At 28.3% G+C, this 24,053-nt stretch carries 21 protein-coding genes and 1 other RNA gene; 9 read left to right on the top strand and 13 right to left on the bottom strand.

Going from position 1 to position 24,053, the window contains the following annotated elements:
* Positions 1-22 precede the first annotated feature (22 nt).
* The 8 genes from CRV03_RS01685 to lolA form a co-directional block, all read right to left on the bottom strand.
* Positions 23-400, bottom strand: coding sequence for a hypothetical protein (locus CRV03_RS01685; protein WP_129083404.1), 378 nt, complete (start codon positions 398-400; stop codon positions 23-25).
* Positions 393-2,303 (bottom strand): hypothetical protein, encoded by a 1,911-nt coding sequence (locus tag CRV03_RS01680; protein WP_129083403.1) that lies wholly within the window; start codon positions 2,301-2,303, stop codon positions 393-395. Before CRV03_RS01680 ends, CRV03_RS01685 begins: the two co-directional genes overlap by 8 nt.
* 3 nt (positions 2,304-2,306) lie before the next feature.
* Positions 2,307-4,178, bottom strand: coding sequence for a hypothetical protein (locus CRV03_RS01675; RefSeq protein ID WP_129083402.1), 1,872 nt, complete (start codon positions 4,176-4,178; stop codon positions 2,307-2,309).
* A complete protein-coding gene (locus CRV03_RS01670; protein ID WP_129083401.1) occupies positions 4,168-5,502 on the bottom strand; it encodes a site-specific integrase in 1,335 nt (444 codons plus the stop codon). Before CRV03_RS01670 ends, CRV03_RS01675 begins: the two co-directional genes overlap by 11 nt.
* Before the next feature lies 1 nt (position 5,503).
* Entirely contained in the window at positions 5,504-6,214 is a 711-nt protein-coding gene (locus CRV03_RS01665) for an endonuclease (protein WP_129083400.1), read from the bottom strand.
* An 82-nt stretch (positions 6,215-6,296) separates the two neighbouring features.
* On the bottom strand, positions 6,297-6,575 hold the full coding sequence (locus CRV03_RS01660) for a hypothetical protein (RefSeq protein WP_129083399.1): 279 nt from the start codon (positions 6,573-6,575) through the stop codon (positions 6,297-6,299).
* A 140-nt stretch (positions 6,576-6,715) separates the two neighbouring features.
* An RNA gene (gene rnpB / locus CRV03_RS01655) (RNase P RNA component class A) lies at positions 6,716-7,043 on the bottom strand.
* A gap of 25 nt (positions 7,044-7,068) precedes the next feature.
* A complete protein-coding gene (gene lolA / locus CRV03_RS01650) occupies positions 7,069-7,596 on the bottom strand; it encodes a LolA-like outer membrane lipoprotein chaperone (protein ID WP_129083398.1) in 528 nt (175 codons plus the stop codon).
* Positions 7,597-7,692: 96 nt separating this feature from the next.
* On the opposite strand from lolA, the gene secA reads away from it, so the two are divergent.
* The gene (gene secA / locus CRV03_RS01645) at positions 7,693-10,311 is read left to right on the top strand and encodes a preprotein translocase subunit SecA (protein WP_129083397.1); all 2,619 of its coding nucleotides are present in this window, start codon (positions 7,693-7,695) and stop codon (positions 10,309-10,311) included.
* 1 nt (position 10,312) lies between these two features.
* On the top strand, positions 10,313-11,521 hold the full coding sequence (locus CRV03_RS01640; protein WP_129083396.1) for an ABC transporter permease: 1,209 nt from the start codon (positions 10,313-10,315) through the stop codon (positions 11,519-11,521).
* Positions 11,522-11,528: 7 nt separating this feature from the next.
* Here CRV03_RS01640 and CRV03_RS01635 read toward each other — a convergent pair whose 3' ends face one another.
* A complete protein-coding gene (locus CRV03_RS01635; protein ID WP_164968596.1) occupies positions 11,529-14,309 on the bottom strand; it encodes an AsmA-like C-terminal domain-containing protein in 2,781 nt (926 codons plus the stop codon).
* Between the two features lie 64 nt (positions 14,310-14,373).
* On the opposite strand from CRV03_RS01635, the gene mltG reads away from it, so the two are divergent.
* From mltG to CRV03_RS01610, 5 genes are all read left to right on the top strand, one after another.
* Positions 14,374-15,474, top strand: coding sequence for an endolytic transglycosylase MltG (gene mltG / locus CRV03_RS01630; RefSeq protein WP_258238975.1), 1,101 nt, complete (start codon positions 14,374-14,376; stop codon positions 15,472-15,474).
* Positions 15,475-15,592: 118 nt separating this feature from the next.
* On the top strand, positions 15,593-17,785 hold the full coding sequence (locus CRV03_RS01625; protein ID WP_129083393.1) for an NADP-dependent isocitrate dehydrogenase: 2,193 nt from the start codon (positions 15,593-15,595) through the stop codon (positions 17,783-17,785).
* Between the two features lie 91 nt (positions 17,786-17,876).
* Positions 17,877-18,824 carry a malate dehydrogenase gene (mdh, locus tag CRV03_RS01620; RefSeq protein WP_129083392.1) on the top strand — a complete coding sequence of 316 codons (948 nt, stop codon included), beginning with the start codon at positions 17,877-17,879 and terminating at the stop codon, positions 18,822-18,824.
* A gap of 55 nt (positions 18,825-18,879) precedes the next feature.
* Positions 18,880-19,170, top strand: a complete 291-nt coding sequence (locus CRV03_RS01615) for a heavy-metal-associated domain-containing protein (protein ID WP_129083391.1) — start codon at positions 18,880-18,882, stop codon at positions 19,168-19,170.
* A gap of 67 nt (positions 19,171-19,237) precedes the next feature.
* Positions 19,238-19,618 carry an STAS/SEC14 domain-containing protein gene (locus CRV03_RS01610; RefSeq protein WP_129083390.1) on the top strand — a complete coding sequence of 127 codons (381 nt, stop codon included), beginning with the start codon at positions 19,238-19,240 and terminating at the stop codon, positions 19,616-19,618.
* A 32-nt stretch (positions 19,619-19,650) separates the two neighbouring features.
* On the opposite strand, the gene CRV03_RS01605 is transcribed toward CRV03_RS01610, so the two are convergent.
* From CRV03_RS01605 to CRV03_RS01590, 4 genes are all read right to left on the bottom strand, one after another.
* Positions 19,651-20,229, bottom strand: a complete 579-nt coding sequence (locus CRV03_RS01605; RefSeq protein ID WP_129083389.1) for a superoxide dismutase — start codon at positions 20,227-20,229, stop codon at positions 19,651-19,653.
* Positions 20,230-20,355: 126 nt separating this feature from the next.
* Positions 20,356-20,949: a hypothetical protein gene (locus tag CRV03_RS01600; RefSeq protein ID WP_129083388.1), complete on the bottom strand. Its 594-nt coding sequence runs from the start codon at positions 20,947-20,949 to the stop codon at positions 20,356-20,358.
* A 56-nt stretch (positions 20,950-21,005) separates the two neighbouring features.
* The gene (locus CRV03_RS01595) at positions 21,006-22,172 is read right to left on the bottom strand and encodes an FAD-dependent oxidoreductase (protein WP_129083387.1); all 1,167 of its coding nucleotides are present in this window, start codon (positions 22,170-22,172) and stop codon (positions 21,006-21,008) included.
* 4 nt (positions 22,173-22,176) lie between these two features.
* On the bottom strand, positions 22,177-22,494 hold the full coding sequence (locus CRV03_RS01590) for a hypothetical protein (RefSeq protein ID WP_129083386.1): 318 nt from the start codon (positions 22,492-22,494) through the stop codon (positions 22,177-22,179).
* Positions 22,495-22,765: 271 nt separating this feature from the next.
* Here CRV03_RS01590 and CRV03_RS01585 point away from each other — a divergent pair, with 271 nt between their 5' ends.
* Positions 22,766-23,650: a DnaJ C-terminal domain-containing protein gene (locus tag CRV03_RS01585; RefSeq protein WP_129083385.1), complete on the top strand. Its 885-nt coding sequence runs from the start codon at positions 22,766-22,768 to the stop codon at positions 23,648-23,650.
* Between the two features lie 16 nt (positions 23,651-23,666).
* Complete coding sequence (locus CRV03_RS01580) at positions 23,667-24,047, top strand: heat shock protein transcriptional repressor HspR (RefSeq protein WP_129083384.1); 381 nt, start codon at positions 23,667-23,669, stop codon at positions 24,045-24,047.
* The last annotated feature ends 6 nt before the right edge of the window (positions 24,048-24,053 follow it).

Here is a 24,053-nt window from a genome sequence, read left to right as displayed (position 1 = left end):
ATATTTGATAATAATACATCAGTTAATTAAAATGTTCATTATTTATAGGTCTATTTGTTTTGAGTAATTGTTCTAATTTATCAATTCTTTCTAAATACATTAGCTCTCTATTCAAACATTCTTCATATAATTTTTTATAGTGAAGAAACTTCTCTTTGTACTTATCTGACTTATTTTGTAATTCTAGGATAGGCTTGATATCTTTTTCATTAGCTTTTTTGATTTCTTCAATAAGCTCATCAAAAACAGGTCGTGATTTTTTAATCGTCCCTTTTTTTCTACCAGCTTCAAGAGATACATTATCATTGTTAATTTTACTACCTTTTGGTATTCGTATAGGTACATTATTCTTAAGTCTTTCTAACGCTTCAAAGTAATCATCTATTATTTCATTACTCATTATTTTCTCCATTAACTTTTTGATATAAGGATTTCAACTGATTTAATTCCATATTAATTGTTTTATATTCAATAGATTCACGTTCAAATTGTGCCAAAAGATTTTTTTCCTTGGTAATCACTTTTTCAATTTTACTCTTTTTTAAAATACCACAATCGCAAGAAAAACACTCTGTTAATGAATTGGTCAAAAAAGAATCACAAGGATCTACCGAAATACATCCACCTAATGCAGTTTCTTTGTAATACAAATCTCCATTTTGAAATAATTTTAAGGTTTTCTGTTTATCTTCTAAAATGTATGATGTATAATTACTTGTTATTGCTGATTTTTTTAATTCTATTTTTTTACCATAACTCCCAAATAGCTTTTCATCGCTAAAAATTACGTTCTTTATAAATTCTAATGTTTTAATTTCTGGTTTAGTATTTTTAAGTGTTTTAATTAAATCTTCACTATACAATTTATCAATATTAACGTTATTTGTAGCTCCATTTGAATAATACAATGTCATATCTCTAAATAAGTGTTTTAATTGAATTTGCAATGCACCGATACTAACAAGACCACTTTTTATTGAATAGACTGATAAAGATCTTCTATACTGATGAGTTGTAAAGCACCATCTTGAATCAAGTTGAAACTTGTCTTCTTCTGTCCAATTCCTAAAAGGGTCAATAGACTCTAATTCTTCTAAATCCTTTGGTGTTAATATAACTTTACTTTCATCTAAATATAACTCATTATTGACCTCTAAACTGCATAATGATAATGATTCCATATTATTTAATCTTAAAAAATTAACAGAAAGGAATAAAGGAGGATTATTTAGAATTATAAAATTTTTATGTTTTTTAAGAATTGAAATGTTTATTTTTTTAAAAATTTTAAATATAATTTTGATCTTATTTAAAGTTACCCATCTAGTTTCTTTTTGTCTTCCATCTAATTTTGTTGTGAATCCAATTATAAAACTTTTTGAATTGTATTGCTTAAAAGAATTTATATTTAAACTATAAGCCTCTTCACTTCTCATTCCACTATAAGTATGAATTAAATTTTTAGAAGTTGCTTGTAATTGCTTTATAAATGTAATAAATTCTGCACGATTATTAATATTATATTTTTTGAATAAATCTTCTAGTTTATAAAAGTTTACAGCATTAAGAAACCTTTTTTGAGGTTTTTCATGATCTGCTTTTTGATTCATATAATTTTCAATAAAATTAGATAACTCATCAATATGATTGAAAATATAATCAATATGATTCCATCTTGCTTCTATTGCATAAGATAATATTCTTGATGGAATAATAGGGGTTTGCTTTTTATTCTTTTCTCTAATTTTTCTTGCTTCATCTAAATAAGTTTTTGTTTTTTTGTTGATTACTATTTTATAGGGGAAACTTTCATGGTAAGTATTTGACAGAAATTTAAAAAAAGCTGGCAAGTGTATAAAATCTTTTTTCATTGAAATTTGATGTTTAACATATTGAAACAATATGCTCTCATCAGAAAAAAAGTCACTAAAATTTAAATTCTTTTCTGTAAGCCATTTTGATATAGGGACAATACACCCTCTAAAATATTGTCCTTTAATTGTCTTAGCTTCAAGTTGTCTTCCAAAACGACTTTTACCATACATTAAAATCATATAAGCAATAGTTTTTGCTTGTTTTCTAAGGGCTTTTTCAATTTGGCCAAAATCTAATTTACTATCTGTTCTAGTTGAGTTGATGGAATATGAGCTTAAGTCCCATATGTCATCATAAAAATAGGAAATAGTATTTCCAGTGTTATCTGCTGAAATAATTGTTAAATCATTTACTTTTGAAAATTCCTGTGTTTTACCTACCTTATCATACCAATAAGTAGAGTTAGATATTATTTTCTGTTCAACCATGATTTACAACACTCCAATTTCTATAAGCATTTCTAATCTTTTTTCCCAATAATAGGATAATATTTCATGTTCAAAAACCTCTTCTCTAATTTTCTCAACTAAATCCTTTTGGTGTTTAGAGATTTCTTCCAAGAGATAATTAATTCTATCAATAACAACTAAGTAAATTGAATTGAAATGTTCAATTGAATCAGCTTTATTCTTTGTTTCTTCAATAATATACAGAAGACTCAATAATTTTCTTACATCATCACTATCAGCATGACATCGAAAATGTTTACAGAACAAACAACCTTCACTTTTTTCACAATCAATATTTATAGATTTTAATTTTATATCACTATCAGGATTACCAAAAGATGAACAGTGGCCAGCAGTAATTTCTTTATCATTAGATGAGTGTATTAATGCAGATTTATTTAAATTATTATAATATTTTGTCATTTGTTCTGCACTAGTTTCTTCGTTTTCTCCAGTGTAATGCTTTAGTAATGTAACTACACTTACTTGAGCCGTGTTCGCTGCTTGGATTATTCCATGGTGCCTTATTAAATATTTTGTTTTATATAATCTTATTGTTCTTGAGGTTAAAAATTTTAACTTTTCTGTATTAAAAATTTTACTTATTCGATTATTGATTGAAGATGACAAATTACCACTTTTAGCTGTAGTTGAAGAATAGGTACTTTCACCATATCCTTGAAAAAACAAATAATCACTCTTGAAATTATGCAAAAGCAAATAGCTTCTAATCTCTAGAAATTTTTTAAACAAATTCAAAAATTTTGAAGCAATTTGGAATTTAACTATTTTATCTCCTGCACGATATTTTATATTTTTAAAGTCTTTCATTTCTTTTTGAACAATATAGTTTTCATTCCATTTTAATGTGGATGCAGTTGAATCATTCATTCCTGTCGTAAATAAAAACAAAATATAGTAGGTTTGAACTCCTAATTGGGCTATTGCTAAACGCTCAGAACTAAACTGATTATTATTTGCATTTTGCAAATATTGATTAAAAACTCTTATAGCTTTTTTATATGTGTCTCTTTTTCGTTTATTAATATTTAAATATGGTTCATAGTATAAGTCTTCATACGTTAGAACTTTCCCTGTGTGGCAATCAAAAGCGCTGTTTTTCATTACTTTTAATTCATTAGCAATAAATCCTTTTGTATAGGGAAGAAACCAATAGTTAGTATTTGTAATGATTGCTTTATATGGATAGGTAGCATTATTAATTATAAAATCATAAATACTTTCAAATAAATCATGATAAAAATTAAAACAAAATTGAATATCAGATTCATTCATTGCCTTTGTAGTTCTAGTTTCATTACCTGAATGAACTAACATAGTTGATTGTTTTATTTCTATAGGCTTAACACTAAATAAATTTGAGAGTAACTTTAAGGCTTCTTTTTGCAGTTTACTGGCTGTTCTTTGAGTGTATTTACTTTGTTGGATAGATGATTGAAGATATTTAGTATATCTTAAAAAAGCTTTTCTAGCTTGATTGATATCATTAATAAAATTTAAATTAGCATTATCAGCATATTCGATAAAGTACTTAACTTCTTTTATTCTTCTCATTGTAGTTGCAGGTTTTAAACCAAGTTGTCTATTCTTAATTACAATATTTTCAATTAAATAATTCAATATATTGCATCTTCTTTGATCATAATTTTCAGATTCAACTAATACAAATTTTGAGTTTGATTTTTTAATCGAGCGAGGATAAATAATTTGACATATTGCAAAATTGTGATTAAGTTTTATACCTAAACTATTATATAATAAACTTTTATCAATATATTGTTTTTCTACTTCATCAATACTAATATAATTTATTTCTATTTTTTTATAGTTCATTGAGAATTAACTTTGATAAATGATCTTCGAATCCATTTTGGATTTTTAGTTTTACTTGATTTAATTTCTGAAAATTCAAATATCTCTCTGTTGTTATAAGACTACTATGACCCATTCGTTCTTTAACATAATGAAGTGCAAAACTTATATCTATTTCACCACTTTTAACTAATGGTAACAATCTATTTAATGTATTCATTCCAAAAGTAGCTCTTAAATCATGAAAAGAAAACTTGATATTTTTATTGTTTTTTTTCAATACTTTTTGTAAGGTATTTAGTATAAATAGTCTAACTGTATTACCATTTGGAATATTTCTGTAATCTTGTTTATAAGGATCATATTTTGATACATAATATGGTCTTCCTCTATTATTTAAAAAAACATATTGCTTGTCATTATCTTCAAAAATATGTTTTGCTTTCTCTCTCTTAATAACACTTTTTGGAGATTGTATATATATTTTTATCATTTGATACAACCATAGTGGAAAATAAAGTAAATATTGTTTATCACCTTTTGTATCACAATCTGTTCCTAAACCAATTTTCACTGTAATATCATCTTTACTTTCAAAATCAATATTTTTCTTAAAATGTTTAAGTCTCAATGAATATACAGAACTTATTCTAGCTCCAGTAAATATAGATATTAAAAAGCCTAAAGTCATTTCTTTATTATCAATTTGCAATAAAGCTTTTACAATTGATACTTGCTCATTTTCTGTTAATGGTTTTAGATTAGCACCATCTTTTATAAATTCTTCATTTGTAATTTCTTGATTTTGAACTAGTGGTGCCTTAGCAATATCAGTAGTTATAATATTCTTAGATTGACTAAACCCTTTATTATCAAAATAAGTTATTGATGTAATTCCTTCTTCCCATAAAGGAAATTTAAATTTTATATATTGTTCATTAATTAAATATCTATAAAACCCTATAACTGAACCTATTTTTCTTTTAAGTGTTGATGAGGATATTTTTCCATTTTCATATAATGTTTGTAAATAACCTCTGTATTTATAGGTCGGTGTTAGAACTTTTCTTTTTGCTGTTAAATAATCTATATCAGATTGTTTACACCATAACATAAAGTCTTTAAGGTCATTAGCAATAGAGTCTAATGTTTTACTAGATGGCTTTTTATAATTCTTCAACTTTGATAATAGATATAAGTTTCCATACTTCCATGGGATTCCATCTTCATCAATTAAGATTGGGTAATGTAAGTAGTTGTCAATATCATAGTCTTCATTAATAATTTGGTTACTCTTTTGCAATGGAGTATAGATATCTAACTTTGGAAGTATTATTTTTTTCATTTTAATATATAAATTTATTACCTTGGATCTTTTCTTTTATTTTATTAACTTCTATTTCTTGAGTTGTTTCAGGATATTGTTTATTCCATACATTAAAAAGATGTAGTTGCTTTTTACTAATTGGCAAATTATATGTTTTTTGAAAATAAAAATAAGTCCTTGCAATTTGTCCTTTAACTTTACTTCTTGGTTCAACTTTTCTCATTTTAAAATCAACTTCAAAATCAACTTTTCCATATTTTCTAGGTTCACCGACTAGTTCTGTAAAAGTAAAATTACTTCTATCTGCATTCAATTCTCCTATCGCAGGAACTAAATTATATAAATCTGCTTCCATAAATCTAAATTTTTTAGATACTTTTCTACAGTTTTTTCTACCTCCATTTTTCCAACATGGTAGATACTGTCCAAATGCATGTGCAGGAACAATATGTTCAAACTCAATAAAATTAGCTCTTTGTGATTTTGTTCTTGGTATGTAACCACAACTCTCTTTATTTACTACGAGCTTCCATCTTTCTTTTCCACTATCATATTTGTATTTTTCATAATTATATTTACAATTTGAATAAAATGCATAACGTAGTTTTTCTATATTATAAATTTTTTTATTAAGTATTTTTTTAGACTTTGAAAAGCTAGATATATTCTCATTGCCAAGACTAAAAGCAAATGAAAAAAGTAGAAAGAAAAGTAATATTGATTTTAACATTGATATATCCTTTAAAAAGTTTATTGTATCACATCAAAATGTCCATTAAAATAAATATTGGATATTTTACATTTTAATTAAACTAACATGTACACTCTATTCTTCTTGCTCTTTGATTTTTTTTGCCCTTCTTTGTGTACTCATTTCTAGGTTTATATCCACAACTTTCTCTTACAATCATGTTTGATTTATCTTTATAGTTATAATTACAATTTCCATAAAAAGTAGTTTGATTTGATTTATATACTTTTTTCATAAGCTTTTTTGCTTTTGAAAAAGATTCAATAGTTTCATTTGCATTAAGAGATATACTCACTAATAGACAAGATGTTAATAAAAAAACTTTTTTTGTAAAATCCATATTTTCTCCAAAATAATGTGACGATAATGTGACTGGAATTTTACAAAAGAAAGTTTAATTTAGTTCAATAGCTGTATTTATAGTAGTTTTAGAGATTGATTTTTTTGTTATTTTTATTTATTTTAAAATTAGTAAGAAAAAAATAAGGCACAACGGTAAGCTGGATTTTGTTTTTGACAATAATTTATCTAGTTGCTAAATTACTTAAGCAATCTTGCGAAGAACATAAGCGTGAAGCTTATTACCAAGCTCTTCTTGCTGCTGGTTGGGTTTACATAGCCACTAAAATTACTTAAAGTGCTGGTAGGCTCTTACCCCACCCTTTCACCCTTACCAATAAAATTGGCGGTTTACTCTCTGTTGCACTGTCCCTTAGGTTACCCTAGCCATTCTTTAAATGGAACCATGCTTCACTGCAGCCCAGACTTTCCTCTTGAAAAGCTTTCAAGCTATTGTCTGTTGTACCTTAGGCGAAATAGTAGCTAAAAAATGTTTATTTTTTTATAATGTCATAGTGACTTGGAGGAATAAATCTAAAAAAGTCTTGTGGAATCTCTTGATTTTGAACTACATTTGTAAATTTAATAACAATGTAATTATCTAATTCATCTTTATATGAAACTTGTTTAATTTTATTTTCATCTATTAAAATTTCATATTTTCTATTATAAAAGAAAGATTCATATTTGTTTTCTGATAACTTCTTTGAATCTTGCAGAATACTTAGGATATTTAACTGCTCTTTTAAACGTGTATAAATAACCTGCTCTAACTCCGGTTCATCAATAACAACAATATCATTTAATAAAAATACATTCTTCTCAATTGGAGAGAGATATTTCCATAATACTCTATCATTATTTTTTATAAATACTTTTCCCTCATAAGAGATAGCCTTACTTGATTCATTGGTAACTGTTTGAGCAAAATCTGCTTGAAAAGTTTTAATTTCTTTTAATTCATCTACCGCTAATAAATTTGAAAATGTAATTATCACAAATAGTAAAAGTTTATAAACCATTTTTTAACCTTGTTTTTTATATAATCTTTCGATTATAACGAATACCAAATTAAACTAAATGTATGGCGAAGGATTTGGTAAAAAGGAATTTATTTTATGATTAATATGTTTTCAAAAATTTTTGGCACATCAAATGACAGAGAAGTAAAAAGATATAGAAAAAGAGCTAATCAAATCACTGCTTTAGAAACAACATACCAAGCTATGAGTGATGAAGAGCTTCAATCTTCTTTTAATGCTTTAAAACAAAAAGTTCAAAATGAAGAAGTAAAACTAGATGAAGTTTTAAATGACTCTTTTGCAATTACAAGAGAGGCTAGTAGAAGAACACTGAATATGAGACACCATGATGTTCAGCTAATTGGTGGAATGGTTCTAAATGATGGTAGAATTGCAGAAATGAAAACAGGTGAAGGTAAAACATTAGTTGCTTCTTTACCAGTTATTTTAAATGCAATGACAGGAAAAGGTGTTCATGTTGTTACAGTAAATGACTACCTAGCAAGTAGAGATGCACAAGAGTTAGAACCTTTATACAACTTTTTAGGTTTCCAAGTTGGAGCTATCACTGGTGATTTAAAAGATGATGGAGCAAGAAAAGAACAATACAATGCTGATATAACTTATGGTACAAACAATGAGTTTGGTTTTGACTATCTAAGAGACAATATGCATTATGACTTAGAAGAAAAAGTTCAAAGACAACATCACTTTGTAATCGTTGATGAAGTTGACTCTATTTTAATTGACGAAGCAAGAACTCCTTTAATTATTTCTGGACCTACTAATCATAAAAGTGCCGATTATGTAAAATCACAACAAATTGCAATGCAATTAGAAAAAGGTGAATTAATTGAGCCTAAAGACCCAAGTGAAAAGCCATACTCAACTGGTGACTTTACAGTTGATGAAAAAAATAGATCAGTTTTATTAACAGAACAAGGTATTGAAAAAGCTGAGGGACTATATGGTGTAGATAACTTATACTCATTAGAGAATGCAATGTTATCTCACAACCTAGACCAAGCTTTAAAAGCAAACTATATTTTTGAAAAAGATGTTGATTATGTTGTAAAAGACAATGAAGTAATTATTGTTGATGAATTTACAGGAAGACTTAGTGAAGGAAGAAGATTCTCTGAAGGTTTACACCAAGCTTTAGAAGCAAAAGAAGGTGTTACTATTCAAGAAGAGTCTCAAACTCTTGCAGATATCACATTCCAAAACTACTTTAGAATGTATGATAAACTAGCAGGTATGACTGGTACTGCTCAAACTGAAGCAACAGAGTTTGCAGAGATTTATAACTTAGATGTTGTATCTATTCCTACAAATGTAGAGATTCAAAGAATTGATAGAAATGACTTAATTTTTAAAAGTGAAGTAGAAAAGTTTGATGCTGTAGCTAAAAAGATCAAGGAGTACCATGAAAAGGGACAACCTGTTCTTGTAGGTACTGCTTCAATTGAAAAATCTGAGCACTTAAATAAACTATTATCAAAATTAAAAATTCCTCATACAGTATTAAATGCTAAGCAACACGAAAAAGAAGGTAAGATTATTGCAGATGCTGGACAAAAAGGTGCAGTAACAATTGCTACTAATATGGCTGGTAGAGGTGTTGATATTAAACTAAATGAAGAAACTTTATCTTTAGGTGGGTTAGCAATTATTGGTACAGAAAGACATGAATCAAGAAGAATTGATAACCAACTAAGAGGAAGATCTGGTAGACAAGGTGACGTTGGTGAGTCTCAATTTTACCTTTCACTAGAAGATAACCTTCTTAGAATCTTTGGAAGTGATAAGATAAAAGGTATCATGGAAAGAATTGGTATTGAAGAAGGTGAACACATCGAATCAAAGATGGTTACAAGAGCCGTTGAAAATGCACAGAAAAAAGTTGAATCTATGCACTTTGAAAGTAGAAAACACCTACTTGAATATGATGATGTTGCAAATGAACAAAGAAAAGTTATCTATGCCTTTAGAAATGACTTATTAAACCCTGATTATGATATTAACTCTAAACTTGATGAAAATAGAGCTGAATACATTCAAAACCTTCTTATGAATGCAGAAATTATTGATGGTATGCCATCAGAAGACTTTAATTATGAGTTTATTATTACTAAATTCAAAGAAGAGCTTAACTTATTAGTAGAGAAAGAGGATATTGTAGCTGAAGATTATCCTGCATTAGAAGAAAAACTAATCTCTATTATTAAAGAAGTCTATGAACAAAAAATGAGTGTTGCAGCTCCTGAGCAAAAAAGTGAAATAGAGAGAATTCTTTATTTACAAATTCTTGATAAAGCTTGGAGAGAGCACTTATACTCTATGGATACTCTTAAAACTGGTATTGGACTTAGAGGTTATAACCAAAAAGACCCATTAGTTGAGTATAAAAAAGAGTCTTATAATATGTTTATTGAATTAATTTCAAATATTAAAAATGAGATTATCAAAGTATTATTTACTGTTCAATTACAAAGCCAAGATGATGCACAAAAAGAGAGAGAAGCTTTAGAGAAGATGAAAGCTGAAATGGAAGAAGCTAACGAAGGTGCTATTACAAACCTTGAAGAAGAACAAATTCTTTCAAATGAGAAAAAAATAGCTAGAAATGAACCTTGTCCTTGTGGAAGTGGTAAAAAATATAAACATTGCCATGGAAAAAGTGGACCTAAAAGAGGTTTAGTGGCAGGAAACTAATTTGAATAAAGAATTAGTAAATTTTATTGTCAAAAAGTATCTAAAATTTGACAAGAAAAACCCTTTTATATCAATAAGTGCCATTTTGGCATTTATTGGTGTTGCAATTGGTGTTATGGTTCTAATCATAACTATGGCAATAATGAATGGAACGGCTAAAGAGTTTGAAAACAAACTTTTTACAATGAACTATCCTCTATCTATCTATCCAAAGTTTCAAAATAGTGTTGATAATGACCTTCTTAAATCTTTAGAAAAAGAGTTTCCCAATTTAAAATTTTCTCCATATTTAAGTTCTCAAGTTATACTTCAAAGTGGTGAATCTATGAATGGTGGTATGATTTTTGGAGTTGACCCAAAAAGAGAAGCTCCTATTAACTCTATCTATGAAAAAGCTGTAAAAAATCTAGAACTAGATAAATATGATATCGTAGTTGGAAATGGTATTAAAGAGAACTTGTATTTAGCACAAGGAGAGAAAGTTACTCTTTATTTTACTTCTTTAAGCCCTACTGGTCTTTCAATGATGCCAAAACTAAAAAGATTCACCTATGAAGGTTCATTTAAATCTGGTCTTCATGCATATGATAAAACTTATGTTTATACATCTATAGAAGCTTTACAAACTCTTCTTAAAAAGCCTAAAACTATTTATGATGGGATTCATGTTTATTCTGATAATGCTATGAAAGATATTAAACCCTTAAAAGAGTTTTTAGCTTTAAATGGTGGAGCTGGAGTTGTTGGATGGTGGCAACAAAATGGAAACTTCTTTGCTGCAATGGAAATGGAGAAAAAAGCTTTATTTATTGTTTTAATGCTAATTATCCTTGTTGCATCACTTAACATCATCTCTTCTTTACTTATGACAGTTATGAGTAGAAGAAAAGAGATTGCCCTACTTTTATCTATGGGTGCAACTTCTAAAGAAATTAAAAAAATATTTTTAAAACTAGGAACTATTATTGGTTTTTCTGGGATTATTATTGGAATAGGCTTAGGATTTTTAGGTATGTGGATTCTTGATACCTTTGAAATTATTTCCCTACCTGCTGACGTTTATGGGACATCTAAACTACCATTAGACCTTTCTACTTTTGATTTTGTATCAATTGTAATTGGAGCCGCAGTTATTGTTTTAATCTCTTCATACTATCCAGCTAAAAAAGCTACGAACATTGATGTTATCGATGTTTTAAGAAATGAGTAGAATTTTTCTACTCACTTATTGAATCATATATCTTTTTTGGTGCTTCTATCAATCTTTTAAAGAAGTTTACAGGAGCATTCATCCCATCTTTTGCTAAGTTTGTTTTATACTCTGGGTTTTGTAAAGTTCCATATATCTCTACTTGCGTATCTACTCTTTTTTCATCCCCTAAGAATAAATAGTTAAATACTGGAATCTCTCCAACTATTCTAGAATAATCTTTTAAGAAAATCAGTTTTAATTTAGAGTCAATTTGAGAAGTTTCAAAATTGATACTTGCATCTCCATCAAAATCAATTCCATTTCCTTTTGTAAAGATTTTATACATATTTAAAATCTTTGAATCAAAATCATAAGAGAAATCTACTCTTCCATCTGTTACTCTATAACCATTTATGTTAAAGCCACCATTTGTAGCCATTCCTACAACAGATGGAATCGCTAATAAAGGATTAATTAGTCCTGGTGAAGTATTTATAAAGATAAGTAAGTTGTTTAATATTGCTAAGTCTTTAATTTTACTATTTTGTATAAAGGCTGTACCATTTACTATTTTATCTTTTCCATAGGCACTTATATTTACATTTCCACCACTTATTAAATCTTTACTTAATAAAGAGTTTAAAAACTCATCACTCATGTTTTTAGCTTCTAGCTTTAAATTACCATTAAAATCTTGATTATAAAGAAAACTTGTATCTTTATACTTTAACTCTACATTTGTTGAATGCTCTGCAAAAGTAAAGTCATAATCTTCAGCTTTTATAATATAGTCTTTATTTACTACTATATTAGAGTTTATACCTTTTATATAATAAGAAGTTTTGTCTTCATTATCTACTTCATCAGTATTATAAACTAAGTTATAATCTTTTAAATCAATATAAACCTTACTTTTATCTGTAAGATATTTAATATTTAAATTTTTATCTTTTGATTTTAACTCTAAGACACTATCTTTATAAAGACCACTTAAAACTAAGTCTTTTACAGCTTTGCCCTCTTTTTCAAAAGGCAAACTCAAATCAAGAGCTTTTGCATCAAATTTAACTTGATTATTATCAAGATTTATATTTGCCCATTCAACTTTATAAGTACTATTTGTATCAACTTTAATTTTAGAGTTTTTTAACTCAATATTTAAAGAAGGTATTTTACCATTTAAAGAGTTTTCATCTTTATTTAATACAATATCTATTCCATCTAACTTTAAAAGTGCTAATTCATCTTTTTTAAGGATAATATCAATATCTGAATTATCTGTCTTAATTTCAGTAAAAGCATCTGTTATAACTCCAGTTGCTTCTAGTTCAGTTATTTTCTTTCCATTTTTCTCAAAAGGAAAATCTAACTCTTGTAGTTTTGTTTTAAAAGAAATATTATTCTCTTCTTTTATATTAACTTCTAGATTACCTACTTTTGTTCCTAACTCTTTTAAAAGCTCTGAATATGGATATAAAATACCTAAATCATTAACTGTTAACTTAAAAAGTTCATCTTCTATCAAAATATTTGAATTCAAGCTATCTAAAGAGATTTTTGTATTATCTTTAAAGTCTATTTTTAAAGGTATTTTTTGACCTGTTAAGTTAATTAAACTTTTTTCATCAGCAAGTATGTTAAATGATGACACATCAACTTCACCCTTTGCAGTTAAGCTTTTTGTATCTATATCTAAATCTAAAACACCTTCTATTAAATCTTTATGTTTTACTTGTGATTTTTTTACATATACATCATTATCTTTTAAAACAACATCTGCTTTTTTTGTATAAAATTCAAAATCATTTAATTTTAAAGTTGCATCATCTAAAATAAATCTTCCATCAATATCCATCTTTTTAGAGGCTAAATAAGGTATTCTAAGAACTAATGTAGAAGTTGCAGAACCTGAAAACTGTTTTAGTGGTAGTTTTATCTCATATGCTTTTAAAATCTCTAAAATATCATCATTTAACATTGAATTAGTTTTTAAATCAACTACAACTAAACCTTTTTCTAAACTTGTAAGATATGGAATATATACCCTACTTCCATAAATTTCACTGTTACCATACTTTGGTTTTTCTAAATCAAAAGAAAGGGTATCGTTTTCATATGTAACTTTTAATTTAGGAGTATCAACTGTTTTTGCATCTTTATGAAATCTAATTTTGGCATCACTAATAATAGCTTCACCTTTTATAGAGTTCAAGATTGCATTTTGTTTTTTTAAATCAACTTGTCCATATAAATAGTTTAAATCAATATCACCTTCAACATTATCATACATCCATGCTTCTGCAACTTCATCAAGTCTAAACATCTCTTTTAAAAAGCCTATTGATTTAATTGAATGAGTTGTATTTACATAAAAATCTAAAATATTTTCTGTTATATTTAGATTTAATTCTCCATCAATATTGTCTTTATTGAAATAACCAAAGAAGTTGATAACTCCTTTTGATGCATCAACTTTAGACTCACCAAATAGTGTTAGATTTAAATCTTTTACATATAAAGAGTATAATTGCATATGTAATTCATCATCTATAAATTTTAAATTTGCAGAGATGTTCATATCTTTATTATCAATATAGAACTCTTCTTTATCTATTAAAATAGTAAGTTCATTATTTTTTATCTTTAATCTTTCAATATCTATTTTTTCAAAATAGTCTAAAATCTTAGGTACCTGAAGAAACCTCTTCTTAAGGTCTTCACTACTTACTTCTTCATCACTTGAAACATAGTCAAAAACTAATTCTTCAAGTTCTAAAATAAGTTTTTTATCATATTTTAAATACAATTTCGAAATTGAAAAATTACCTAACGAAAAAGAATCAATTTTAATCCCAGTAAAAATGAGAGAAATGGAAAATAAAAAAAAGATTAATAGAGTTATTATAAGTAGTTTAATAACTTTTAGCATTATTGAGTTTATCCTTCTTGCAGCAATTGCAGTACTATTTTATATAAATATTCCAGTAAGTTCAACAAAGGTATTACATATTCCTAAAGGTAGTACAAACAGTATTATATCACATTTAAACAAAACAGGATATGAATTAAATAGTGTAGATAAATATATTATTAAATTTTTAGGTTATCCTCAAAGTGGTTGGATTGATCTTAAAACACAATACATGACTAAAGCAGATTTTTTATATAAATTAACAACTTCAAAAGCAGCATTAAAAAATATCACTTTAATTCCAGGTGAAACTTCATATGTATTTTTAAAAGATATTGCAAAAAAGTTCAACCTTTCAGAAGAAAAACTAAATAAAATCTATAATGAGCATGCTTATAAAGCAGATGGAAATATCTTAGCAGAAACATACTCCTTACCATATGGAATGAAAGAAGACCATTTACTATTCTATCTTTTCTCAAATACAAATAAACAGTATGAAGAGTTTTCTAAAAAAATCTTTGGATATTATGATAAGAAAAAATGGTACTACTATATTGTTATGGCTTCTATTATTCAAAAAGAAGCTGCAAGTGTAGATGAGATGCCTTTAGTTTCAAGTGTTATTTATAATAGACTTAGACGAGGTATGGCTTTACAAATGGATGGAACTTTAAATTATGGAAAATATTCTCATGTTAAAGTAACAGCACAAAGAATTAGAGAGGATAACTCTTCATATAATACATATAAAAATAGAGGCCTTCCAGAACATCCTATTAGTGCAGTTAGTCTAAATGCTATTAAAGCTGCAATTTTTCCAGTAAAAAGTAACTACTTATACTTTGTAAGAGATAATACTACTGGTTTACATAAATTCACTAGCTCTTATAAAGAGCATATTAAAAATATAAATGCAAACAGAGGCGTAGCAAAAACTTATACTAAAGAGAAAAAAGTTGAAAATAAATTTGATAAAGAAGCTAAAAAAATAATGAATACTGATGTGAGTAAACAAAAACCTTCTACAATCAAATCTCTTTGGGATAATGTTAAATAGTATGTGAAATTTTGAAACAAAGATTATTTCCTTAGGTTTTTAAGTAACAATTTCATTTATCATAAATTTATTTAGTGATATGATGTTTCTACTTTAAAATCAAAACTTAGGAATAGACATGTCAAAAATCATATACACAAAAGTTGATGAAGCACCTGCTTTAGCAACGTATTCATTTTTACCTATTATCAAAGCTTTCACAAAAAGCTCTGGTATTGAAATGGTAACAAAAGATATCTCACTTGCAGGAAGAATTATCGCAAACTTCCCAGAGAACTTAACTGAAGAACAAAGAATTGGTGATCACTTAAGCGAACTTGGTGAATTAACTCAAGACCCAAATGCTAATATTGTAAAATTACCAAATATCTCTGCATCTATTCCACAATTAAAAGCAGCGATCGCAGAGCTACAATCAAAAGGTTACAAAGTACCTAACTATGACGAATCTGAAGAGATTTCTGCAAGATATGCAAAAATCTTAGGTTCTGCTGTTAACCCAGTACTTAGAGAAGGAAACTCAGATAGAAGAGCTCCAGGAGCTGTTAAGAACTATGCTAAAAACAACCCTCATAGAATGGGTGAATGGGTAAAAGACTCTAAAACTGACGTAGCACATATGGATGCTGATGACTTCTATGGTGCTGAAGTTTCTACTACTATGACTTCTGAAAATGATGTAAAAATCTCTTTTGTTGACGAAAATGGAAATGAAAAAGTATTAAAAGCTTCAACTCCATTAGAAGCTGGTGAAGTTATTGATGCTACAAGAATGAGTGCAAAAGCATTACAAGAGTTCTACCAAAAAGCAATTGATGAAGCTAAGCAAAGAGATGTATTATTATCTTTACACTTAAAAGCTACAATGATGAAAGTTTCTGACCCAATTATGTTTGGATATGCTGTTAAAGTATACTTCAAAGATTTAATTGCTAAACACGGTGAATTATTTGATTCATTAGGTGTTAACTTCAACAATGGTCTTGGTGATTTATACTCTAAGTTAGATGAAGTTGATGCAGACAAAAAAGCTGAAATTTTAGCTGATATTGATGCAGTATATGCAAAACAACCAAGACTTGCTATGGTTAACTCTGCAAAAGGAATTACAAACCTACACGTACCATCAGATGTAATTATTGATGCATCTATGCCTGCTATGATTAGAGGTGGTGGTAAAATGTGGAATACTGAAGATAAAGAAGAAGATACTTTAGCAATGATTCCAGATAGATGTTATGCAAAATCTTTCCAAGCAGTTATTGATGATTGTAAAGAAAATGGTGCATTAGATCCAACTACAATGGGAACGGTTCCAAATGTTGGTTTAATGGCTAAAAAAGCTGAAGAGTATGGTTCTCATGATAAAACTTTCCAAGCTGAAGGTAAAGGAACTATCAAAGTTACTGATAAAGATGGAAATGATGTATTTACATTTGACGTTGAAGAAGGTGATATCTTTAGAATGTGCCAAGCTAAAGATGCTCCAATTAGAGATTGGGTTAAATTAGCAGTAACTAGAGCTAGATTATCTGATACTCCAGCTATTTTCTGGTTAGATGAAAATAGAGCTCACGATGCAGAACTTATCAAAAAAGTAAATGAGTACTTAAAAGACCACGATACTTCTGGTTTAGATATTTCTATTATGGCTCCATTAGAAGCTACTAAAAAATCTTTAGAGAGAATGAGAAAAGGTCTTGATACTATTTCTGTAACTGGAAACGTATTAAGAGATTATAACACTGACTTATTCCCAATCTTAGAGCTTGGAACATCTGCAAAAATGTTATCAATCGTTCCATTAATGCAAGGTGGTGGATTGTTTGAAACTGGTGCTGGTGGTTCTGCTCCTAAGCACGTTCAACAATTCGTTGAAGAGTCTTACTTAAGATGGGATTCATTAGGTGAATTTATGGCATTAGCTGCTTCATTTGAGCACTTAGCAAATACTCAAGACAATGCAAAAGCAAAAGTATTAGCTGATACATTAGATAAAGCTACTGGAAGCTTCCTAGAAAATGACAAATCACCTTCAAGAAAATTAGGTGGTATTGATAATAGAGGTTCTCACTTCTATCTTGCAATGTACTGGGCTCAAGAATTAGCTGCACAAAATGATGATGCAGATTTAAAAGCTGAGTTTGAACCAATTGCAAAAGCAATGACTGAAAATGAAGAAAAAATCGTTGCTGAATTAGTTGCAGGTCACGGTAAACCTTCTGATATTGGTGGTTATTACTTACCAAATGATGAAAAAGCATTTGCTGCAATGAGACCATCTGCTACATTAAACTCAATTATTGGTTAATAATTAAGTTCTAAAAATAAAAGGCGAAGCTTTGGCTTTGCCTTTTTTTATGCCCAAAAAGTTATAATTTCAAAAAATAAAAGGAAATATCTTGATTAACAAAAAAGTAAGTATTATTGGAGTTGGTAATGTAGGTTCAACTTTAGCATATGCTTTAGCAAATAAGGGTATTTGCTCTTCTATTGTCCTAAAAGATATACGTGAAAATATAGTTCAAGCTATGGCATTAGATATTTCTCAAAGTGCAAATGCTGCAAAATCTCATACCGTAGTTCAAGCAGCACGTGATGGAAAAGATTTAGAAAATAGTGATGTTATAGTTGTAACAGCTGGAATCCCACGAAAACCTGGAATGAGTAGAGATGATTTACTTCTTACAAATGCAAAAATTATGAAAAGTGTAATAGATGATATTAAAACTTATGCTTCAAAAGCAATTGTTATTATCGTATCAAACCCACTTGATGCTATGGTTTATACTGCACTTAAAACATCTGGTTTTCCTGCAAATCAAATTGTTGGAATGGCAGGTATTCTAGATAGTGCTAGAATGTCTCACTTTATCCTAGAAAAAATAGGCTTTGGAGCAGGACAAATTGAATCATCTGTAATGGGTGGACATGGAGATGACATGGTTCCACTTCCAAATTACTCAACTGTTGCAGGTGTACCTATTCCAGAACTACTTCCAAAAGAAGAGATTGAAGAGATTGTTGAAAAAACAAAAAATGGTGGTCTTCAAATAGTAAAACTACTAGAAACAGGTTCAGCATATTATGCACCTGCTCACGCAACTTCTTTAATGGTAGAAGCTATTTTAAACAACCAAAAGAAAATCTATCCTTGTTCAGTATATTTAAATGGAGAATATGGATATAAAGATGTAGTTGGTGGTGTTCCCGTAATGCTTGGAAGTAATGGAGTAGAAAAGATTTTTGAACTAAAATTAGATGATGAACAAAAAAAGCTTTTTGATAAGTCTATCTCTTCAGTTCAAGAACTAATAGATACTTTAGAAAATAAGTTTTTTAAAGATTAAAGATATTTTTCACACTTCTTAGATAAGATTACAAAAATTTAAAAAAGGTATAAATATGAAGAAAACATATGAAGTACACAATGTAAAATGTGGTGGTTGTGCCAACACTTTAATAAACTCTTTAAAAGAAACTTTTGGAGAAGTTGAAGTTAACCTAGATGTACAGCCAAGGCAAATTACTCTTGAGATAGAAGATAATAAAGAAGAAGAGTTAAAACTAAGCCTTAGAAAGCTAGGATATCCTCTTACAAGTGATGAACTATCAGGCTTTGATAAAGCAGCTACTACAGCTAAAAGTTTTGTTTCTTGTGCTGTAGGTAAATTTAACGTAGCAACTTCTAAATAAATCACTTTCTAATATTTTAAACAAATAAAATATACAATCATAATAGAGCATCTTAAAGGAGTCTATTATGAGCGTATCTAAACATGGTCTGTCAATAGGTCTACAAAGAACAAATACTAAGCTATATCTTTATTTAAAAGCAATAGGTACCCTAACCCACCAAGACTATCAAACAATCACTCCTATGATTGAAAATGCACTAAAAGAGATAAATGAACCAAAAATAAAAGCACTAATAGATTGTAGTGAATTAAAAGGCTGGGAATTTCAAGCTGCTTGGGATGATTTAAAGCTTGGATTAAAACATGGTAACGAATTTGATAAAGTTGCTATTATTACAAATAAAACTTGGATAGAAGTTGGTGCAAAAGTATCATCTTGGTTTATTAGTGGTCAAATACAGACTTTTGAAAAAGAAGATGATGCAATAGAATGGTTAAGTAAATAAAAGAGGAAATCCTCTTTTATTTTAAATTATATTTATTTAGCTAAGTTTTCTGCTACAAAGTTCCAGTTAACTAAAGCCCAGAAGTTTTCTAAGTATGCTGGTCTTGCATTTCTTACGTCGATATAGTATGCGTGCTCCCACACATCACATGTTAATAATGGAGTTAATCCAGAAGTTACAGGAGTAGCTGCATTTGAAGTAGAAACGATTTCTAACTTACCTTCTGCATTTTTAACAAGCCAAGTCCAACCTGAACCAAAGTTATTAACTGCTGCATTTGTAAACTCTTCTTTAAATCCGTCTACAGAACCAAAAGTTTCTGTTAATGCTGCTTCTACATTTGCTGGAATCTCAGAACCATTAGGAGTTAATCCATTCCAAAAGAAATCATGATTTAAAACTTGAGCAGCGTTATTAAATACACCACCTTCAGAACTCTTTACAATCTCTTCTAAAGAAAGATTTTCAAATTTAGTTCCTTCAATAAGACCATTTAATTTTGTAACATATGTTTGGTGGTGCTTACCATAATGGAACTCTAAAGTCTCTTTTGACATTTGTGGCTCTAAAGCATCTAGTTCATATGGTAATTTCATTAATTCGTGTTTCATTTATAATCCTTTTAAAATATTTTATCTGTACAAGTATAATACAAAATTAACTTAAAAAGAAATTAATAAAAATTATGTAGATTTTCTAATTAAGACAAAAATTGTCTTAATTAGATTAATGTGAGCTTATATATTATTTAGTGAGTTAAATAGTGGTTGTAGTGCTTTTTTCTTTTCTTCTTCTGTCATAGAACCATCTAAAGCACCCTCTTTTACTTGACCTTCATAAAGTTTTGAAATTGCTCCCTCTTTTGAAACAACAAATGCAACAAACTTTGTTTTTGAATTATCAACTACATTTAAAGTATTTACCATATCACCTTCAAAGTCATAAATCATAGGAACATTTGAACCTTCATTTAATTCTTCAAGTTTACCAGGGATAAACATCTTTTTTACAAACCAAGGTGCAGCAGAAATATTTGCAACCATGATATATGGAGTTTTTAATTCAAAGTAGTTTGGTAACTCTTTTACTACTGATAAAGAATCATGATTACCAACAACAACTAAAGTCTTTTCACCTTTTTTAATAAGGTCTTCTTTTTTAACTTTATCTTCTTTTCCTACAATTTCAAAAACCGAAGGTAAAGAATCATACTTTACAATATTAACTACATTTTCATTTGCTACAATTTGTTTTGGTTTCTCTGCTGTAAAGAAAACAAGTAGAGCAAAACCAACTAAACCTAAAAAAATCACTTTTAATAAATTTGCCATTTTAGTCCTTCCTAAAAAAATTCACAAGATAATATCAATATAAAATTAATGATTTATTAAAATAATTTTTTAACCCATCTTTTAAATAATCTATGTGTAGAAATCTCCACGTTCAAAAAATTATTTTTTTCTATTTTATCAACTAACTTTTTTGCTAAATAAGGGGATAAAACATAGCCTCTTCCACCTACGCCATTTAGTACATATAAGTTATCAATTGTACTAATCATCTCATCTTTAATATGAGAGCCATTTTTTAAATGAGGAAACTCTTCTAATGTTTTTTTAGAGTCAACAAGTTTTCCAACCATTGGAAAGTAATCAACACTAGAAGCTCTTGGTCCAATCTTAACATCAACAACTTTTGGTTCATGTATAAGTTTTATATCATTTGCTTTTTCTAGTAGCTCTTTAGTGTTACTCATTACAAGCTCTTTTGTATAAGTATCATGCTCTATATCACTTAACTCTTTTTTTCTTAAACAACAGTTACAAACCCTTAAATCACAATCTATTCTATTATGTGTAGCACCAATTGATGTTAAGTAAGTGTTTTTATCTTCAAGTTTAGTTGAATGTGAAAGTGAACAAGCCTTATGGTAGTTTTTAGATATACAAGTTGTAGATTCTATATCTATCTTTTGTCCCCAGACTGCTCTTATATTAAAATATTTTTCTTCTATTAATGAAACATCTGCACCAGTACAGATAATCAAATTCTCTGCTTTTATTTCATCATTTATAAGCCAAAATTCATTCTCTTTTTTATAACTTTCAACTTCATATTTAAACTTTTTTTCTATATCATTTGCTAATATTTTACAGATATTATATGAGTTAACTTGTGAACCAATTTCAAAAAAATAGCCCTTCTCTTCTTGAGAAAATTCAAAATCCATATAGGGTTTATAAGTTTGAAATTTTTCTTCATCTTCGTTATTTTTTGGTATCCTAACTACTCCACAATTAGTAATTTCTTTAGGGGTAATTTCTTTATAAAACTCTGTTGAAAACTTTAAAGCTTCAGTAACCAAGTCTTTAAATTTATTTGGTTTTCCTAATAAAGGAGAAAGAAATGCTCCAGCTGCTCCACTTGCTCCTTGTGCTAAATCACAATTTCTATCTATAAGTAAAATCGATTTACTGTATTTAGATAGAAAATAAGCAGTGCTACAACCTGCAATTCCTGCTCCAATAATTATATATTTATAGGTTTTATTCATTTTATTAATTCATCTCTTCTAATAATTGATAGTTTGGTCGCCAATAACCTCTTCCACCTCTTAGACTAATACATTTGTAATCAGGGAATTTATTTCTATAGTAGTTTAGTCTCTCTTTAGTTGTTTTTCCAGTATCACAGTAAAAGACAAATACACTGCCTTTTGGATAATCATTCATCTCATAAGGGTTATAAGTTATTGTCTCAATCTTTTCTAAGGGTTTTAAAACTGTATCAATAAGTACAACTTTGATACCTTGTTTATCTAACTCTTTTGTATATTTAAACAGCTCTTGCTGTGTCCATTCATCTTTTTCAAACATAGGTGAATCATTACTAAAATATGATTAAAAACTCTTAAAACTCTATTTTTCATTTAGCACTTATGACTCAAGTTAAACTATTTTGTAAATAAACTTGATTGACTTTGACTCAAGTTTATGGTAAAATATAGACAATATATCAAGCCTTAATATAAGAACAACTCGTTGTTCCTTTAGGGTTTGCTACTTTAGATGGAATTTACTTCCATCGCTAAAAGTAGTCATAAATTATTTGGTTCCTTTAAAAAAGGGACTTTTTTAAGGACAAAAAATGGCAAAAAGTTTATACGAAACATTAGAAGTTAGTGAAAATGCTAGCGCTGATGAAATTAAAAAAGCATATAGAAAATTAGCAAGAAAGTATCACCCTGATGTAAACAAAGACGCAGGAGCTGAAGATAAATTCAAAGAGATAAATGCAGCATATGAAGTTTTAAGTGACCAAGAAAAGAAACAACAATATGACCAATTTGGTGATTCAATGTTTGGTGGTCAAAACTTCCATGACTTTGCAAGAGGTCAAGGACAGGGTGTTGATTTAGATGAGATTTTAAGACAAATGTTTGGACAACAAGGAGGAGGATTTGGTTCTTCTGGGTTCTCTCAAGGTGGTTTTGGAGGTTTTGGTGGATTCAACCAAGGTTTTGATGAACCAGACTTAGATACTCAAGCACAAATTACAGTTGCCTTTGATGTAGCTGTTTTAGGTGGTAAACAACATATCTCTTTAAATGGTGACTCTTTTGATGTTAAGATTCCAGAAGGAATTAATGATGGTCAAAAAATACGTGCTAAAGGAAAAGGTAAATCATACCAAGGACAAAGAGGAGATTTAATCATTAAGATAAATGTAGCTTCTAGCCCAGAGTATGAAAGAGATGGTTCAACACTAACTAAAGTGTTTGATATACCACTTAAAACTGCACTATTTGGTGGAAAAGTAGAGATAAAGACTATTCATAAAACAATTACTTTAAAAGTGCCACAAAATACTAAACAAAATCAAAAGTTCAGAGTAAAAGAGCTTGGAGTATTAGATAGAAAAACATCAACAAAAGGAGATCTTCATTTAAAAGCAAATATTGTTTTACCAAAAGTTGAAGATTTAGATGAAGACTTCCAAGAAGTTTTAAAAGAAAAACTTCCTGAAAACTAATATTAGGAGAAATATTATGGATACTAATGCATATAATGAACCAGTATACTTGATTTCGGCAGTTGCAGAGATATTAAATATTCATCCTCAAACACTAAGACAATATGAAAGAGAAGGTTTAATTAAGCCTTCTCGAACAAATGGAAAGATAAGACTATATTCTCAAAAAGATATAGACCATATTAAGTACGTGCTTACATTAACAAGAGAGTTAGGAATCAACCTTGCAGGTGTGGATTTAATACTACAGTTAAATAAAAAAATAGAAAAGCTTGAAAATGAAGTTACTTCTTATCAGGCAAAAATGAAAGATATAAATAAATTTGGAATTGTTCCAAACTCTAAAGCATTAGTTATTAAAAAAAGCTCTTATGATGTAGTTATATTTGAAGAGTAGAAAAAA

This window comes from Arcobacter sp. F155 (genome assembly GCF_004116455.1).
Taxonomy (GTDB): domain Bacteria; phylum Campylobacterota; class Campylobacteria; order Campylobacterales; family Arcobacteraceae; genus Halarcobacter.
Note: the sequence above shows the minus strand (reverse complement) of the source record. Positions and strands in the feature narration are given on the sequence as shown.

What these genes read in the sequence shown, in the direction of transcription:
- CRV03_RS01595 (WP_129083387.1), bottom strand. Translation starts at nt 22,172, where the DNA reads ATGAATAAAACCTATAAATATATAATTATTGGAGCAGGAATTGCAGGT.
- CRV03_RS01675 (WP_129083402.1), bottom strand. Translation starts at nt 4,178, where the DNA reads ATGAACTATAAAAAAATAGAAATAAATTATATTAGTATTGATGAAGTA.
- CRV03_RS01600 (WP_129083388.1), bottom strand. Translation starts at nt 20,949, where the DNA reads ATGGCAAATTTATTAAAAGTGATTTTTTTAGGTTTAGTTGGTTTTGCT.
- CRV03_RS01625 (WP_129083393.1), top strand. Translation starts at nt 15,593, where the DNA reads ATGTCAAAAATCATATACACAAAAGTTGATGAAGCACCTGCTTTAGCA.
- CRV03_RS01665 (WP_129083400.1), bottom strand. Translation starts at nt 6,214, where the DNA reads ATGTTAAAATCAATATTACTTTTCTTTCTACTTTTTTCATTTGCTTTT.
- lolA (WP_129083398.1), bottom strand. Translation starts at nt 7,596, where the DNA reads ATGGTTTATAAACTTTTACTATTTGTGATAATTACATTTTCAAATTTA.
- CRV03_RS01605 (WP_129083389.1), bottom strand. Translation starts at nt 20,229, where the DNA reads ATGAAACACGAATTAATGAAATTACCATATGAACTAGATGCTTTAGAG.
- CRV03_RS01615 (WP_129083391.1), top strand. Translation starts at nt 18,880, where the DNA reads ATGAAGAAAACATATGAAGTACACAATGTAAAATGTGGTGGTTGTGCC.
- mltG (WP_258238975.1), top strand. Translation starts at nt 14,374, where the DNA reads ATGGAAAATAAAAAAAAGATTAATAGAGTTATTATAAGTAGTTTAATA.
- CRV03_RS01590 (WP_129083386.1), bottom strand. Translation starts at nt 22,494, where the DNA reads ATGTTTGAAAAAGATGAATGGACACAGCAAGAGCTGTTTAAATATACA.
- secA (WP_129083397.1), top strand. Translation starts at nt 7,693, where the DNA reads ATGATTAATATGTTTTCAAAAATTTTTGGCACATCAAATGACAGAGAA.
- CRV03_RS01585 (WP_129083385.1), top strand. Translation starts at nt 22,766, where the DNA reads ATGGCAAAAAGTTTATACGAAACATTAGAAGTTAGTGAAAATGCTAGC.
- CRV03_RS01580 (WP_129083384.1), top strand. Translation starts at nt 23,667, where the DNA reads ATGGATACTAATGCATATAATGAACCAGTATACTTGATTTCGGCAGTT.
- CRV03_RS01660 (WP_129083399.1), bottom strand. Translation starts at nt 6,575, where the DNA reads ATGGATTTTACAAAAAAAGTTTTTTTATTAACATCTTGTCTATTAGTG.
- CRV03_RS01670 (WP_129083401.1), bottom strand. Translation starts at nt 5,502, where the DNA reads ATGAAAAAAATAATACTTCCAAAGTTAGATATCTATACTCCATTGCAA.
- CRV03_RS01680 (WP_129083403.1), bottom strand. Translation starts at nt 2,303, where the DNA reads ATGGTTGAACAGAAAATAATATCTAACTCTACTTATTGGTATGATAAG.
- CRV03_RS01610 (WP_129083390.1), top strand. Translation starts at nt 19,238, where the DNA reads ATGAGCGTATCTAAACATGGTCTGTCAATAGGTCTACAAAGAACAAAT.
- CRV03_RS01685 (WP_129083404.1), bottom strand. Translation starts at nt 400, where the DNA reads ATGAGTAATGAAATAATAGATGATTACTTTGAAGCGTTAGAAAGACTT.